The organism is Enterobacter bugandensis (assembly GCF_900324475.1).
Taxonomy (GTDB): domain Bacteria; phylum Pseudomonadota; class Gammaproteobacteria; order Enterobacterales; family Enterobacteriaceae; genus Enterobacter; species Enterobacter bugandensis.
The window spans coordinates 2,778,228-2,791,658 of the sequence record NZ_LT992502.1; the positions used below are offsets into that span (position 1 = coordinate 2,778,228).

The following is a 13,431-nucleotide window of genomic DNA, read 5'->3' on the forward strand; positions in this document are numbered from 1 at the left end:
AACAATGCGTTAGAAAAATTTATCGCTCTGCGCGATACACCAGATCGCCACGCGGGACAGGCTGCGGCTGATGCCCCAGCCAGGTGTTAAAGCCTAATCGCCCATCGCTGCCGAGCGTGGTACCCTGCACCGCGTCTTCACGCAGGATCACCCGTGTTTCCCATTCAAACTCAATTCCCGCGTACTGGCGCACCCAGTCGCGCAGCTCGGTGACCCACGCTTCGCCCGGCAGAAAGCGGTTGTACTCCTCCGCGCTCAGCGGGCCAATCTCGATACGAAACTTATGCTGCACGTCGCGGACGGCGACGCCGAGAAAAGCGGATTCCCCCATGCGCGGCATGCGGCGTCCTGCTCCCAGCTGCGCCTGCTCGCGGGTGGAGAGCGGCATCCACTGCGGCACGTTGCTCACCAGCTTAACCGGCGCTTTAAAATAGCTGCGCAGGATCTTCTCCAGCCCTTCTGGATCCCGCCCGTGGCGGGTCAGGTGCCCGGCGTGGGCAAAGCGGGCATGGGCGCTCAGGCTGCCCTTGTTCATCTGACCCGGCTGTCCCATGCCGATCAGCGACGCCAGGTAGCCCTCAAAGCGCTTATTGTCGGCGCGATCGAGGGAAACGGCAGGCTGCGCATCCGCCCAGGCGCGGTAAAACAGCAGCGCCAGACGATGATGGAACAGATCGGCAAACGCGCTGAGGCTGGTGTCCTGGTGATGATGAATCCGTTCGCGGGCGTACTCGGTCATATGCACCGGCAGCGGGCCGTTCGGGCCAAACAGGCCAAAGCTGAGGATCGACACCTCATGCAGCCCGCTTTCTTCACGCTGTCGCACCTGGGCCAGCGTCGACGGCGCAAAGCTCATTGAGGGCTGCTGGCCAATGCGCAGCGGCTCAAATTTCGGCAGCGGCGCGCGTCCCAGCGGGTAGCGCTCGCCGCCCTGGGCATCAATGCGCCTTAACAGCTGAAACAGATCGTAGCGCCAGGGCGTCTCGCGGACCCCGTGCCAGAATGTATCCGGCAGCTTCGTCAGGCGATGCACGCGCAGCGGTGCGGTGGCAGCGTCACTCATACCAGCGCCCTTTTACCCATGCGCGGCGCCCAGTAGCCTATCTCGCCGCGCTGCTGACTCTTCAGGGTGAACTCGGTGAAGCTGTTGATGGAGACCAGACGGGCAAAAAGGCGCTCCATCACGCTGCCGAAAAGCCACGGGCTGGCGCCGGAAAACGCCCGCTCGTCCACCGTCAGGGTGATGCCAATTCCGCGGGCGAAAACGACCGGGCCGGGTTCAGGCACGCGGCGGTGTACCGGCTCCAGCACGCAGTGGCGAACCCCCTCCACCTGACGTGCAACCGGCGTTTCGGCCAGGTTGGCATACAGACCTAACAGCTGGCGCAGCGCCGCTGCCCCCTCTTCATTTTCGCTGTCCATCAGGCTGAGGTAGTTCATCTGCAGCTGGCTGATGAGCCGCCAGGTGCTGAACCCTTCCGCCAGCGCCGGACGCGGCGGCGTCGGACCTTTGCGCAGGGTTAACCCCTTCACCGGCATGGAGTCGGCCATAATGAACTGCCCGAGCTCCTGCTGGAGCATCAGCGGCAGGTCGCGGCTGGTACAGAGCACCTCGGCAGAGATGTAGCGCAGGTTTTCCTGCCACGGGGCATGCTGTTCATCCACCAGCGAGACAAAGACCTCCGAGCCGATATAGCCGGTACGGGTGCCGTAGCGCAGGGCGTGTTCGGAGAGCACGCGCTGTTCCCGGCGCAGGGAAAAATAGGCCCCGTAGTTGCCCGCGTCGCCGCTCCAGGTGCTCCAGAACGGACGAAACGTCTGGTCGTCGCGCTGGCCGTCGGCGCTGCCAAAAATTTTATTTACCGCATAAATTTCGTAGTCCAGCGGGCGGATGTTATCAACCACCAGATGGTATTCATGCTGGCCTTCATTCAGCTTCTGCCGGGCCGCCACTTTCGGGAACAGGTTGATGACCGGCGTGCAGTGCAGCGCCAGATGGCTGGCGTCGACCACGCGCTCCAGCTGTTCATCCGACTTATCCAGCAGAATGAAGATATCGAAGGCTTTTTCGTTTTCGCAGCGCTGGATAAGCGTGCTCAGACCGCTCAGGCTGATAAAGCGGAAGCGGGCCGGAAACGCAAAATACTCCTGCAGCAGACGGTAGCCGTCAAAGTTGCGCAGATCGTCCGGGAGGAGCGCCTGGTCCGGCGCAAAGCCCTCCTGACGCAGCGCATCCGTTGCCAGCAGCTGTCGCTGCGGCTGCGGGCTGACCGTCTGGCAGACGATCCCGGCGTGGTGCTCCATCACCAGCTCCAGCAGCTTCAGCACCTCAATGTCCGGGCCGCTAAGGAAAAACTCCAGCCGGTCAAAATTCAGGTGCCCGAGGTTTTGCGGGCCGTCGCAGGCAATGCGGATCCGCAAGGCGCTGTTGATCCCCCGCTGGCTTAAGCCGAGCTGCGCCAGCGGCAGGTCAGCGGGCACGCCGCCGAGCTCAACTTTGTCGATTTTCAGCGGCAGCAGATTGACCTCGTGCGCGGTGGTATAGCTGCAGGTTACACCGATTTTTTTCAGCGCCAGGCTGTCCATCATGGTGCCGCGCGGCACAATAAAGCCGTTGCTCAGATCGCCGCGGCTGCTGTCGGGCTCAATTTCCGCAATCGCCATGGAAGGGGTGGGCGCGAGGTAGTTCGGCGCGATCATCTCCAGCAGACGCTGGGAGAAGCGCGGAAACTCCGCGTCCATTTTCATCTGCACGCGGGAGGTCAGAAACGCGAAACCTTCCATCAGGCGTTCGGTGTACGGGTCCGCCACTTCGATGCCGCGCATGCCCAGCCGCCCGGCGACCTTCGGATAGCGTTCGGCAAACTCGGCCCCCATTTCGCGCAGGTAGGCCAGCTCACGGTTGTAATATTCGAGCAGTTTACTTTCCATGATTACCCCGCATCTTTCAGTTCAAAATGGCCGTTTTCCAGATCGACATCGGTGCGAAACAGAAACTCCAGCGGGTACGGCACACACCATAAGCGCCCTTTAATCTCAATGGAGAGCACGTTATGCAGATCCAGCGAGGAGGTATCCGACACGCAGCGGACCTGCAGCCCCTGCGGCAAAATGCGCGGTTCAAAATTGATGATGGCCTCGGTGAGCTTGCGCTGAATGTCGTGCCATTCGATGTCCGACATTCTCTTCCCGGCCAGCGGCGCGACGCCGAAGTTAACCACCGAGCGGCTCACGTGCGGCAAGGCGCTCAAATCCCCGGAGGCATCGTGGTTGATGGTGTTAAACAGCCACTGCAGATCCCGCAGCACGTTACGACGCAGCGCGGCGTGGGTGATCAGGTTGCTGTTGGCCGGCTCGCGTTTTTTTTCCGGATCGTTATCGGTGAGGCGATCGAGCAGCGAAGGCTGCATTTTGTCGCGCGCCCCCACCTTCTCCTGCCTGCTGCGGGCTTGCCAGCCGCTGCGCAGCAGATCGCCTTCGCCAGCGGGATTACTCATCGGCTCCATCCGTCGCAAACGACACGAGGCTTAACGACAGCAACGGGCTTTCGCTTTGCTCGCTGAGCCAGGCTTTCTGGCCCATCCCTTCGTACAGGGTGCCGTCCTCATCGAGCGGCTGCCACTCGGTAGTGCGGCCCAGTTTGATCGCATCCGACGCATCGGCAGCAAACGGGTAACGCGCCGGGATCTGACATACCTGCTCCGTACCGTCGGTCAGGCGCACCAGCGCGTGACGCCAGACCAGATCGGTCACGCTGGCAGGCGCCTGGAAACGGATCTCGGCGATTGCGTTAAACGGCAGCCAGAAATAGCGGCCGTTCACGATGGTTTCGCACACCGGGCCGAGACGGGCATCGCCGTCCATCAGCCAGTCAAACGGCTGAGCCTCATCGTTTTCGAGGGTGATGTGGCCGGGAGTGGCCTGCGCCTGGTCAAGCGCTTCAAGGCGCAGCGACCGGGCACGCTCGCCCTCCTCGCGGAGCGCCGCGGCCAGGGTGGTCAGCCACGGCCACTGAGTTTCAGGCATGGCCGGACGCGCCTGCCCCGCCATCACCTGTGCGCGCTGCAGCTCGCCCTGAATGGACTGCTCCAGCAGCGTGACGGTGGGTTTCGCCTGCGGCTTCAGCGCCAGCCAGCTTTTCAGCTGGGTCAGCGCGCGCGTCCCGTTGCCGCTGAGGATTAAAAACTGCACGAACGCGGCGCGGAGGTCTGCATCTGCCGGACGGGCTTTGATCTCTGTTTCAAGACGCGCCAGCGCGTCGTTGAGCGTTTCACCCGCAAGCTGTTGATAGAGCGTATTCATAGCCATTCCTTAATTCGCCGCGCGCCAGGCGCCTACTGCCGGATCGCGCAGCTGAGGACGCAGGGTATCAATTAGAACGATATTCAGCGGGGTGCCTGGGGCAACCCAGGCGCTCCAGGTTTTCTTCACCGCCGCAATACGCGCCTGCAGTTTTGCATCGTCGCTGGCGGTCTCGCGGGAAATTTCTACCGCAACCGTGCCGTTGCTCTTCCAGCTGTTCAGGGTGCTGTCGTAAGGCAGGATCATCCAGCTCTGATCGCTGTCTGGCGTGCTGAATACCATGCGCTCTTTATTGACGGAGGTGATCAGCGCGTTTTCCGGATCGGCGCTCTGATTCAGCCCCATCACCGGGAAGCCGTGAATGTACGTCACCGCCATCTCTTTCTGCCCGCCGTTGCGGGACTGAGAGATAACGGTGTGACCGCTCAGCCAGCTGCCGTTACCGCAGCGGGTGGTGTCAGAATCCGGAATAAAGAGCGCCGGAGCGGACGCGCCGCCCTCCCAGAAGGTGCGCAGGTGGCAGCCATCCTGCAGGGTAAACTCCTGCCACGGCGTGCGGTCGGCCGCAACGGTGCGGGAAGCCACGTTCTGATCGGGTGGCAGTAACGCGCCGCTGGCTGGGGTTGCGGTGACGGTCTCGGCAGGCGCGGCCTGCTGCTGTTTCACCACCAGCGCCCAGTCCTGCGCTTTAGCTGCCGTGCCCTGCGCCAGCGTCGTTCCCTCGGGATCGTTGAGCGTCCAGCTGAGTTTATTCACTTTGCTGCACTGGTGTTCCAGCAGCGAGCCAAGACGCGGCACAAAGTTTTCCAGCACGGAGACGTCTTTCTTGCCGTTCGCCACAATGCGCAGCGCCACTTCTGGCTTACACCAGCTCTGCGGGGTGTTGTCTTTGATGTTGTCGATCCAGATATCCAGCTTCTGCGCAGGAGACTGCACGATGCGGAAATTTTCAGCCTGCGCGGTGGAGGTCGCCGCCAGAAGTGCCAAACCCGATAGCCAAAGTTTCATATCGTTCCTTGTGTGTCTAATCAGTTCCGCAGGGAAGAAATTGTGCTGCGTCAGAGAGGGTGTGCAGCAAAGTGGTGTCCTGAGGGTTGCCCATCCATACCGCTAGGGCGGTATAGTTATCCTGCGCATTCCCCTCCTGCTCGCCATTCTTTTGAATGATTTGGTTCATTAAGGTCAGCCACTCCTGCGGCGTATTGACCATGTGCAGCGACTGCTTCATTTGCTCTTCGCTGACGCCGTGCCAGAATCCGTCGGTGCAGAGTAAAAAGGCATCGCCGTCTTCTACCTGCACCACGTCGCTGTAGCTCGCTTCCGGTCCGCCGTTTTCAATTCCCAGCGCCAGATAAAGCAGGTTGCTGTTGAGATCGTCCGTCTGATGCCCGGCATCCTTCATCTGCTGCACCAGACTGTGGTCCGTGGTGACGTGCCACAGCCACCCCCGGCGAAACAGGTACAGGCGGCTGTCGCCGGCATGCGCCCAGTACGCCAGCCCGTAGTCCCGGTCAATGAACAGGCTGACCAGCGTCGTGCCCATCCGGCGATAGTCCTGAACGGCCTGCTGTTCGCTCAGAATGGTGCGATTCGCCGTCTGCACGTAGTCGCGGATATGCTGCGCGTTGAGGTGCTTGTCGCCATCGAAGCGGGAGATAATGCTGTTACGGGCCAGTTCCGCGGCGACTTCACCACCGGGCAGACCCGCGATGCCGTCGCAGACGACAAAGCAGGCCGAGCGTTCCCCTATGGTTTCTCCCGTCTGATCCTGGTTGCTGGCGCGCGTCCCCTGGCGGGAGAGAGAAGCGGTTGCGATATTCATTTGTCTTCCGATCCGCTCTGTGAGTCTTTGTACTGATTCACCTCCATGTCATACGCATGAAGGAAGGCTTCGCCGAACAGGGTGTGGAAGTCATCCTCAATCTCGCCCGCCGTCTCGCCATAGCTGCGAACAAAATAGTCCCACAGGGCGGCTTTGCGGCTGCCCGGCAGCGCCAGACGCGAGGTCATGCCGTTCTGCTTCGCCTGCTCCTCCAGCTGTTCCGGGTTAAAGGACTGCAGCATCGCGGCGATGATGGCGCGGATACCGGAGATCATCCCCAGCTGGTGCGCCTGCAGGTCGATCAGCGCATCGCGCACCGATTTGGTCGGCGGCATAAAGCCCGGCATCGGGGTGCCGAACATCTGAATTAAGACGGTTTTCCCGGTCGGCAACAGCTTGAACGGGTTGTTGGCATCGTCCAGCACCATGGTCATATCGGCTTTTACGCCGCGTTTCAGGATGGAGCGCGACGAGAGCAGCGCCACGGTGCCCTGCGAGAACATGCCGAGAATCTGCCCCAACTGACGCATATTTTCCCGGTCAAACTGCGGAACAGGCTGCATTTCGCTCAGGCCCATACCTTCAAGCAGCGCCTGCAGCAGCTCGCCCTGCAGCACTTCACCCTTCTCGCCATTATTCGGGCTGGCGGTTGGGGATGCCGCGTTATTGACCGGGTCGATGCGCAGGCGCCCCTTCGGTGCCTGAGCGCTGCTGCGCGCAACGGCCTGCGGCGTAGGCATGGTGAAGCCTGCGTAATCCGGCCGCGCCGGCTCTTCTTCACGCGGCGTTTCCTGCGGCTCTGGGGCGAACAGCGGAGAATCGGCAAGCACGTCCTCTTCCTGCTCCGGTTCAGGCGTTGATGCTGGCTTTTCGTCTGCAATATCATCCGGGTGGGTTAACGGTGCTCCGCCCATCAGCCCGAGCGGGTCATCATTGCGCGCGGCTGGCGCGCTGGCCTTTCCACCGAACAGCGCCAGCGGGTCAAGCTCGTCCGCCGCGTCTTCTTTAGGGGCGGGTTGCCCCTCAACCGGCGGCACCAGCGTGGAAGGCGTCACGTCGTCAAAAATGCTCTCTTTTTTGAACAGCGCTTCGTCGCTGAACAGCGTGTCCGGGTCGACGTTCTTGCGCTCAAGCGTTGGATCGCTGTCGTTGAACATCGCCAACGGATCTTCGGCATTACGTTCCGGCGCGACGGGCTGGGAGAAGGGATCCTGTGAGGCCGCAGGCTGCGGTTTTGCGCGGTTGCTGGAGATGCTGTCGGAGATGGAGAACTCCTGCATCAGGCTGTCCCAGATTTCGGAAGGCACGGCGGTCGGTTCCGCCTTCCCGCGTGGCGCGGGGTTAGCAGGCTTCGCTTGCGCTGCGGGCGCAGCGGGTGCGGCTGTCGGACGCGCCTGCTGCTGCATGCTGGCCGCCATGCGGCTCACCGGCTGCGTGTCGTGGATAAGCTCTGTCACTTCAATACGGTAGTCATCAATACCGAGAATGTCGCCATCCTGCAGTTCAACCTGACGTCCGCGCTCCAGCGGAATATCGTTTAATACCACGCGGGTGACGCTGCCACGGTTGGTGACACGGCATTCTCCCTGAGCGTCAACGTGGACAATGGCCTGCAGACGCGAGATGGTGCGGTCATTGTCCGGTAATACCAGATTGTTATCCGTACCGCGCCCAATGGTGCCGCCCGGGGCGTAAAAATCACAGCTGCTTTGCGGCGGCTGATGACCGGGTTTCGTAGAAATAATCGTGAATCGCATGGCGTATTCCTGCTGGTATGATTAGCGCTCAAACGCTGCCGCTCTCGGGACGAGAACGGCGGCGTTTGGGGCCGCTTCCACTGCTTCTATTTTGCGGTTTTGAGCGGACGAATCGCGTCGCTGTTGGCGATTAAGCTGCACTTTAAAACCTGATATTGACCCGGTTCCGTACCGCCTATCTTCTCTTTCAGAGAAGAAACAATGATCTGGTCAGCTTTTTCAAAATTTTCAGCAGGGAGATTGCTTGCTTCCAGCCAGGCGGCCGCGCTGGCCTCTGCATCATCTTTCAGACTTTTACTGGCCGCGATCTTACTGATGCAACGGTTTTGCACCCAATTTTCAAAGATTTGTTGCTGAGTAAAAGTGCTGACGGCAGGCAGATTTTGGGCATAAACAGCAGAGGCATTGATAGCCAAAACCAGCAGTAATAAACGTTTCATTTCAGGCTCCAGAAGGTGGCGTTGGTCGGAATAAACGAACCATTACCCGGTGAGCCGAGGAAATGGCAATCATCAGAGCAAATATTTCCATTCCAGAGTGTGACATGACCGGTTGCGTCGCTCCAGCCATGCCCGGTAAAGATGATAATGCCTTGCTTGCCTGCAAATTGCGCAGGCGTTGGGGAAGAGACCGACATATCTGCATTGCCCAGTACCGTGGGGAGAAATGCAATCATATCTTTAACGCGGAACATATAGCGCTTTTTGTCATTCCCGGTCACTGTCGCATATTTACTGTTAGAAGGAATCGGAATGCCACAGTAATTTAAAACGTAACTCATACGAATTGGGCAGGCATTTTTAAAAATACCGGCGTCGATATTATGCTGAACTTTTCCACCCAATAATTTGCCAACCTGTTCTACGTTTACGTTCACTTCTCTGAATCTGTTCCAGGCGGCACCAAAAGCAGGACGCATATGAGACATCTCGTTTCTCCTTGATAAGAAGCTCAGGGTAAAGTGAGCCCTTTCGGGCCCACTATTATTATGCTTCTTTGTTTTCTTTGATATTCCAGCCAGCGCTGCTTTCAGCACCTTTACCACCCGACGTGGTCTGCTCCCAGTACTGCTGTTTCACTTTCGCAGCCTGGAATGCATAGGTCACACCCACGGTGTCGCCGTTGTCTGCACCGGTGTACTGAACGGAAGTCACCAGCACATCTTCCAGCGTAATGCGGGAGTATTCCACCTGCTGACCGCCCGCTTTACAGACGGACAGCTCAACCTTAGTCAGGTGTTTACCGCTGGCGCAGTGTTTCAGGATAGCGGTGGTGGATTTGTCGATCAGCGCGTTAACGTGCAGGTCGTTAAAGTTAACTTTACCGGCACCGCCGCCACCGCCAACGCTCATATTACCTGGCTGGGAAGCGCCCCAGGAGAAGGAGGTAATATCAGTCCAGCCGGTGTGGTTAGAATCTTTAGATTCGCCCGTAACACCCTCGACCTTCAGAAACATATCAATAGCCATAATATCTACTCTTCGTGGATGAACAATATTGCTTTCGAAAAAGCACTTATATGGCAAACAGGAAAGCATGGGGCTGAATAAAACCGTCCATATTTTACCTCTGCCTCATATCAAATGACCCGTGTCATTTGACAGTCTTACATTCCTCCGAAATAACGGAATGAATGTGAAGTCATTATTACCGTTCCAGCCGTCTTTCTTGCCGGCCCGTGCAAGATGTTGCTCTTACGCGTCTTTCGTCTTCAGCGACGGCAGCTTAGATACCAGACGCAGGGAAACGGTCAGACCTTCCAGCTGGTAGTGCGGGCGCAGGAAGAACTTCGCGGCGTAGTAGCCCGGGTTGTCTTCGATTTCCTGCACCTGCACTTCCGCAGCCGCCAGCGGTTTGCGGGACTTGGTTTCCTGGGAGGAGTTAGCCGGGTCACCGTCGACGTAGTTCATCACCCAGTCGTTCAGCCAGCGCTCCATCTCTTCGCGCTCGCGGAAGGAGCCGATTTTGTCGCGCACGATGCACTTCAGGTAGTGGGCAAAGCGGCAGCAGGCGAACAGGTAGGGCAGACGAGACGCCAGGCGCGCGTTGGCGGTGGCATCCGGATCGTGATACTCGGCCGGTTTTTGCAGAGACTGCGCGCCGATGAAGGCGGCAAAGTCGGAGTTTTTACGGTGAACCAGCGGCATAAACCCGTTTTTCGCCAGCTCGGCTTCGCGACGATCGCTGATGGCGATCTCGGTCGGGCACTTCATGTCCACGCCGCCGTCATCGCTCGGGAAGGTGTGGCACGGCAGGTTTTCCACCGCCCCGCCGGACTCCACGCCGCGAATCGAGGTGCACCAGCCGTACTCTTTGAAGGAACGGTTGATGTTGGCGGCCATCGCATAGGCCGCGTTCGCCCACGAGTAGCTGTTGTGGTTTGCGCCGTCGGTCTGCTCTTCAAAGTCAAAGCTGTCCACCGGGTTAGTGCGAATGCCGTACGGCAGGCGCGACAGGAAGCGCGGCATCACCAGCCCCAGATAGCGGGCGTCTTCGGATTCACGCAGTGAACGCCAGGCGGCGTATTCGGTGTTCTGGAAGATCTTGGTCAGATCGCGCGGGTTGGCCAGCTCCTGCCAGGACTCCATCTGCATCACGCCCGGCGCGGTGCCGGTGATGAACGGACAGTGCGCCGCAGAGCCGATGCGCGCCATTTCCCCCAGCAGCTCAACGTCCTGCGGGCTGTGGTCGAAGTAATAGTCGCCGACGATGCAGCCAAACGGCTCGCCGCCGAACTGACCGTACTCCTGCTCGTAGATTTTCTTGAAGATCGGGCTCTGGTCCCAGCCCACGCCCTTGTAGCGCTTCAGGGTGCGGCCCAGCTCCTGCTTGGAGATACTCATAAAGCGGATCTTCAGCATCTCGTCAGTTTCGGTATTGTTGACCAGGTAGCTCAGGCCGCGCCAGGCGCTCTCCAGCTTCTGAAACTCTTCGTGGTGAATAATCTGGTTCACCTGCTGCGAGAGCTGCTCGTCGATACCGGCAATCAGGTTCTGAATGGTGCGGTAGGTGTCGTTCGAGAAGGTGACGGTATTTTCCAGCGCCTGCTGCGCCAGGGTCTTGACCGCACTCTCCACGGCGGAACGCGCCTGATCGGTTTTCGGGCGGAACTCTTTGTTCAGCAGCGCGCTGAACTCATCCTGGCTGAACGCCTGACCCGCCTGCTGATCGTGTTGTTGAGTCTGGTTGCTCATCGATTATTCCTCGCTACCTTTCGCACTTTCGTCATTTTTTGGCAACTGGCTCAGGGATTTGAGCAGCGTCGGATCCTGGAGAATTTTTGCAATCAGCTCTTCCGCACCGTTTTTGCCGTCCATGTAGGTCAGCAGGTTAGAGAGCTGCGTGCGCGCCTCCAGCAGCTTGTTCAGCGGCTCGACTTTGCGGGCCACCGCGTCCGGCAGGAAGTCGTCCATGCTGTCGAAGGTCAGATCGACGTTGAGCTTACCTTCGCCGGTCAGGGTGTTATCTACCTGGAACGCCACGCGCGGCTTCAGCGCCTTCATGCGTTCATCGAAGTTATCGATGTCGATTTCCAGGAATTTACGCTCGTCGACGGCTGGCAGGTTTTCCACCGGCTTGCCAACCAGATCGGCCATAACGCCCATCACAAACGGCAGCTGAATTTTGCGTTCTGCACCGTAGATCTCTACGTCGTATTCGATCTGCACGCGGGGAGCACGGTTGCGTGCGATGAATTTCTGTCCACTGTTACTCATTGCCATGATGTTCTCCATCAAAGATGCGCGGTGAAGGTGAAACGGCAGACTCCATGCCTGTCGTCATAATGCCAGGACGCGTCATTCGCGGCGTCCAAAGATGTTTTCCAGTTGGTTAACGCCGTCTGGCGCCAGGTCGCGAATAATGTCCATAAAGTTAAGTTCTGACAGCCGCTGCACCCGTTCAATCATCAGCGGCGCGGGGTGGCTCGGTTCGTACTGCGCGAAATACTGCTTCGCTTTTTCCAGCATTAGCTGCGCGTCGGCGCGGCTGGTAACCTGCACGCTGCGCCAGTCGGTGACCGGCTGAACGGGATGCGCTGCCGCAGGCTGCGGCTCAGCGTGCTGTTCAGCCTGCGCTTCACGGTTCGGCAGCAGCTTACTGATGTCGGTCACCTGACAGGCGCTGGCGACCAGCCCCACGGTTTTCAGCAGCTGCTCCATCTCGGGTACGCCGCTTTCACCGAGATGCCCGGTGAGCAGCTCGCGGATGGCCAGCAGCCGTTCGTTAATCACAATGACCGCTGCGGTCCCCGGCTGGTCGCCGCGCGCCAGTTCGTCAATCAGCCTCGGGCGACCGCCCGGATAGTCCGGACACTCGGTTTTACTGCCGTCCAGCAGTGCCTGGGCGTCACGCAGCGAAATTTCATCGCCGTTTGAACGCAGCAGCGAGGCGTTACGTACCGCGACGGTGAGCTCGGATTTATCGCTCAGCCCTGCCAGAGCGTTAATGCGATAGAACGGGTCGGTTTCGCCATACTCTTCCAGCAGCGGATAGAGCGGCTCCCAGTAGCGCGCGATCGCCTCCTGTACCAGCAACAGTCCGTCGGCGTAGCCTGCAAGACCGCGACGGCGGGTCCAGGCGTGGGTTAACGCCAGCATCACGCGAAGATCTTTGGTGCGGCTCAGCAGGCTGGTAGCGAATTTTTCTACCGTGTTCCAGTCCGCAGGCTCTGCCGGGATGATGGTGTCGCCAAACTGCTGTTCCGCTTTGCCCTGACTGGCCTGGTTCATCGCCTGGAAGTCAGCGTCATATTCCAGATTGTCGCCACAGGGCTTGTCGGGACTTATTGGCGCGAGAAATTCTTCGATATTCATGAGATCCCTGCTTATTCAAACATAGGCGGATAGAGACCGTGACGCCCCGGGCGGGCGCCCCCTGCCGGGTCGAACAGCAGGGTAAAAAGCTGCCCGGTGAAGTTGCCGCTGTGAACGTGGGTGTACAGCGGGTAACCGTCGCAGCGGTTGGTCCACCAGTAGCTGGTCTGACGCAGCGGGTCAAAGCACTCTGCCGCCTGCGGCCAGCCCAGCGTGCTTTGGCCGTCCTCGTCGTAACCAATGACGTCGAGGATGTCAGAGCGCTTCTGCGGCTCGACGGGCTGCGGCGCCGGAATGGACATCAGCATCTCATCCAGCTGCGAGGCGGAAAAGCTGTTACGCACCGCGTGCAGCCCCAGACGACCAATTTGCTGATACCAGCTCTCCGCCTGGCTGAGCAGGCTGGTCGACCACTCTGACGGGGCGAAGCTCAACTGAATGCAGACCGGGTACTGTCGGCCAACGCTGTCGCGGCCGGGCAGCAGGCAGCCCATCTGGATCATCTGGCTGCCCAGCATCGGCGGGACGACGAAATTCCAGACCGGAGCTTTGGTGAACTGGCGCTCGCCGCTGCGCTGCTCTTCCTGCTGCCAGGCCAGCAGGCCAACCTGAAACCAGTGCGACCACTGGCGCTGTAAGGTGTCAGGAAAGCGACGCTGCAGGAAATCTCCGGCGCTGGGTAATTTGCCATACCAGCTGTAGCGGTTCATCGCAGGGGTATTCGTCATACGGCTGT

14 protein-coding genes are annotated in these 13,431 nt (G+C 59.5%); all 14 read right to left on the reverse strand.

Annotation, left to right across the window (positions count from 1 at the left end; all coding sequences use genetic code 11):
* Positions 1 to 19: 19 nt before the first annotated feature.
* Entirely contained in the window at positions 20 to 1,063 is a 1,044-nt protein-coding gene (gene tssG, locus DG357_RS13520; RefSeq protein ID WP_069733000.1) for a type VI secretion system baseplate subunit TssG, read from the reverse strand.
* The gene (gene tssF, locus DG357_RS13525; RefSeq protein WP_088205035.1) at positions 1,060 to 2,931 is read right to left on the reverse strand and encodes a type VI secretion system baseplate subunit TssF; all 1,872 of its coding nucleotides are present in this window, start codon (positions 2,929 to 2,931) and stop codon (positions 1,060 to 1,062) included. The genes tssG and tssF overlap by 4 nt, the downstream gene beginning before the upstream one ends.
* Before the next feature lie 2 nt (positions 2,932 to 2,933).
* Positions 2,934 to 3,497, reverse strand: a complete 564-nt coding sequence (gene tssE / locus DG357_RS13530) for a type VI secretion system baseplate subunit TssE (protein WP_028013485.1) — start codon at positions 3,495 to 3,497, stop codon at positions 2,934 to 2,936.
* The gene (locus DG357_RS13535; RefSeq protein ID WP_108780337.1) at positions 3,490 to 4,302 is read right to left on the reverse strand and encodes a type VI secretion system accessory protein TagJ; all 813 of its coding nucleotides are present in this window, start codon (positions 4,300 to 4,302) and stop codon (positions 3,490 to 3,492) included. The genes tssE and DG357_RS13535 overlap by 8 nt, the downstream gene beginning before the upstream one ends.
* A gap of 9 nt (positions 4,303 to 4,311) precedes the next feature.
* Entirely contained in the window at positions 4,312 to 5,310 is a 999-nt protein-coding gene (locus DG357_RS13540) for a hypothetical protein (RefSeq protein WP_063437358.1), read from the reverse strand.
* 16 nt (positions 5,311 to 5,326) lie between these two features.
* Positions 5,327 to 6,124, reverse strand: a complete 798-nt coding sequence (locus DG357_RS13545) for a PP2C family protein-serine/threonine phosphatase (protein WP_023336024.1) — start codon at positions 6,122 to 6,124, stop codon at positions 5,327 to 5,329.
* Positions 6,121 to 7,881, reverse strand: coding sequence for a type VI secretion system-associated FHA domain protein TagH (gene tagH / locus DG357_RS13550; RefSeq protein WP_047367784.1), 1,761 nt, complete (start codon positions 7,879 to 7,881; stop codon positions 6,121 to 6,123). The genes DG357_RS13545 and tagH overlap by 4 nt, the downstream gene beginning before the upstream one ends.
* Before the next feature lie 86 nt (positions 7,882 to 7,967).
* Positions 7,968 to 8,321 carry a T6SS amidase immunity protein Tai4 family protein gene (locus DG357_RS13555; protein ID WP_088205037.1) on the reverse strand — a complete coding sequence of 118 codons (354 nt, stop codon included), beginning with the start codon at positions 8,319 to 8,321 and terminating at the stop codon, positions 7,968 to 7,970.
* On the reverse strand, positions 8,318 to 8,809 hold the full coding sequence (locus tag DG357_RS13560) for a type VI secretion system amidase effector protein Tae4 (RefSeq protein ID WP_023330611.1): 492 nt from the start codon (positions 8,807 to 8,809) through the stop codon (positions 8,318 to 8,320). Before DG357_RS13560 ends, DG357_RS13555 begins: the two co-directional genes overlap by 4 nt.
* A 58-nt stretch (positions 8,810 to 8,867) precedes the next feature.
* On the reverse strand, positions 8,868 to 9,350 hold the full coding sequence (locus DG357_RS13565) for an Hcp family type VI secretion system effector (protein WP_008502640.1): 483 nt from the start codon (positions 9,348 to 9,350) through the stop codon (positions 8,868 to 8,870).
* Between the two features lie 225 nt (positions 9,351 to 9,575).
* Positions 9,576 to 11,075 (reverse strand): type VI secretion system contractile sheath large subunit, encoded by a 1,500-nt coding sequence (tssC, locus tag DG357_RS13570; RefSeq protein WP_006810956.1) that lies wholly within the window; start codon positions 11,073 to 11,075, stop codon positions 9,576 to 9,578.
* A 3-nt stretch (positions 11,076 to 11,078) separates the two neighbouring features.
* Positions 11,079 to 11,603, reverse strand: coding sequence for a type VI secretion system contractile sheath small subunit (gene tssB / locus DG357_RS13575; protein WP_008502644.1), 525 nt, complete (start codon positions 11,601 to 11,603; stop codon positions 11,079 to 11,081).
* 75 nt (positions 11,604 to 11,678) lie between these two features.
* Complete coding sequence (gene tssA, locus DG357_RS13580; RefSeq protein ID WP_047367787.1) at positions 11,679 to 12,695, reverse strand: type VI secretion system protein TssA; 1,017 nt, start codon at positions 12,693 to 12,695, stop codon at positions 11,679 to 11,681.
* Between the two features lie 11 nt (positions 12,696 to 12,706).
* Positions 12,707 to 13,423: a type VI secretion system-associated protein TagF gene (tagF, locus tag DG357_RS13585; RefSeq protein WP_028013492.1), complete on the reverse strand. Its 717-nt coding sequence runs from the start codon at positions 13,421 to 13,423 to the stop codon at positions 12,707 to 12,709.
* Positions 13,424 to 13,431: the final 8 nt, after the last annotated feature.

What these genes read in the sequence shown, in the direction of transcription:
- tssC (WP_006810956.1), bottom strand. Translation starts at nt 11,075, where the DNA reads ATGAGCAACCAGACTCAACAACACGATCAGCAGGCGGGTCAGGCGTTC.
- DG357_RS13545 (WP_023336024.1), bottom strand. Translation starts at nt 6,124, where the DNA reads ATGAATATCGCAACCGCTTCTCTCTCCCGCCAGGGGACGCGCGCCAGC.
- tssF (WP_088205035.1), bottom strand. Translation starts at nt 2,931, where the DNA reads ATGGAAAGTAAACTGCTCGAATATTACAACCGTGAGCTGGCCTACCTG.
- DG357_RS13565 (WP_008502640.1), bottom strand. Translation starts at nt 9,350, where the DNA reads ATGGCTATTGATATGTTTCTGAAGGTCGAGGGTGTTACGGGCGAATCT.
- DG357_RS13560 (WP_023330611.1), bottom strand. Translation starts at nt 8,809, where the DNA reads ATGTCTCATATGCGTCCTGCTTTTGGTGCCGCCTGGAACAGATTCAGA.
- tssE (WP_028013485.1), bottom strand. Translation starts at nt 3,497, where the DNA reads ATGAGTAATCCCGCTGGCGAAGGCGATCTGCTGCGCAGCGGCTGGCAA.
- tagH (WP_047367784.1), bottom strand. Translation starts at nt 7,881, where the DNA reads ATGCGATTCACGATTATTTCTACGAAACCCGGTCATCAGCCGCCGCAA.
- DG357_RS13540 (WP_063437358.1), bottom strand. Translation starts at nt 5,310, where the DNA reads ATGAAACTTTGGCTATCGGGTTTGGCACTTCTGGCGGCGACCTCCACC.
- tssA (WP_047367787.1), bottom strand. Translation starts at nt 12,695, where the DNA reads ATGAATATCGAAGAATTTCTCGCGCCAATAAGTCCCGACAAGCCCTGT.
- DG357_RS13555 (WP_088205037.1), bottom strand. Translation starts at nt 8,321, where the DNA reads ATGAAACGTTTATTACTGCTGGTTTTGGCTATCAATGCCTCTGCTGTT.
- tssG (WP_069733000.1), bottom strand. Translation starts at nt 1,063, where the DNA reads ATGAGTGACGCTGCCACCGCACCGCTGCGCGTGCATCGCCTGACGAAG.
- DG357_RS13535 (WP_108780337.1), bottom strand. Translation starts at nt 4,302, where the DNA reads ATGAATACGCTCTATCAACAGCTTGCGGGTGAAACGCTCAACGACGCG.
- tssB (WP_008502644.1), bottom strand. Translation starts at nt 11,603, where the DNA reads ATGGCAATGAGTAACAGTGGACAGAAATTCATCGCACGCAACCGTGCT.
- tagF (WP_028013492.1), bottom strand. Translation starts at nt 13,423, where the DNA reads ATGACGAATACCCCTGCGATGAACCGCTACAGCTGGTATGGCAAATTA.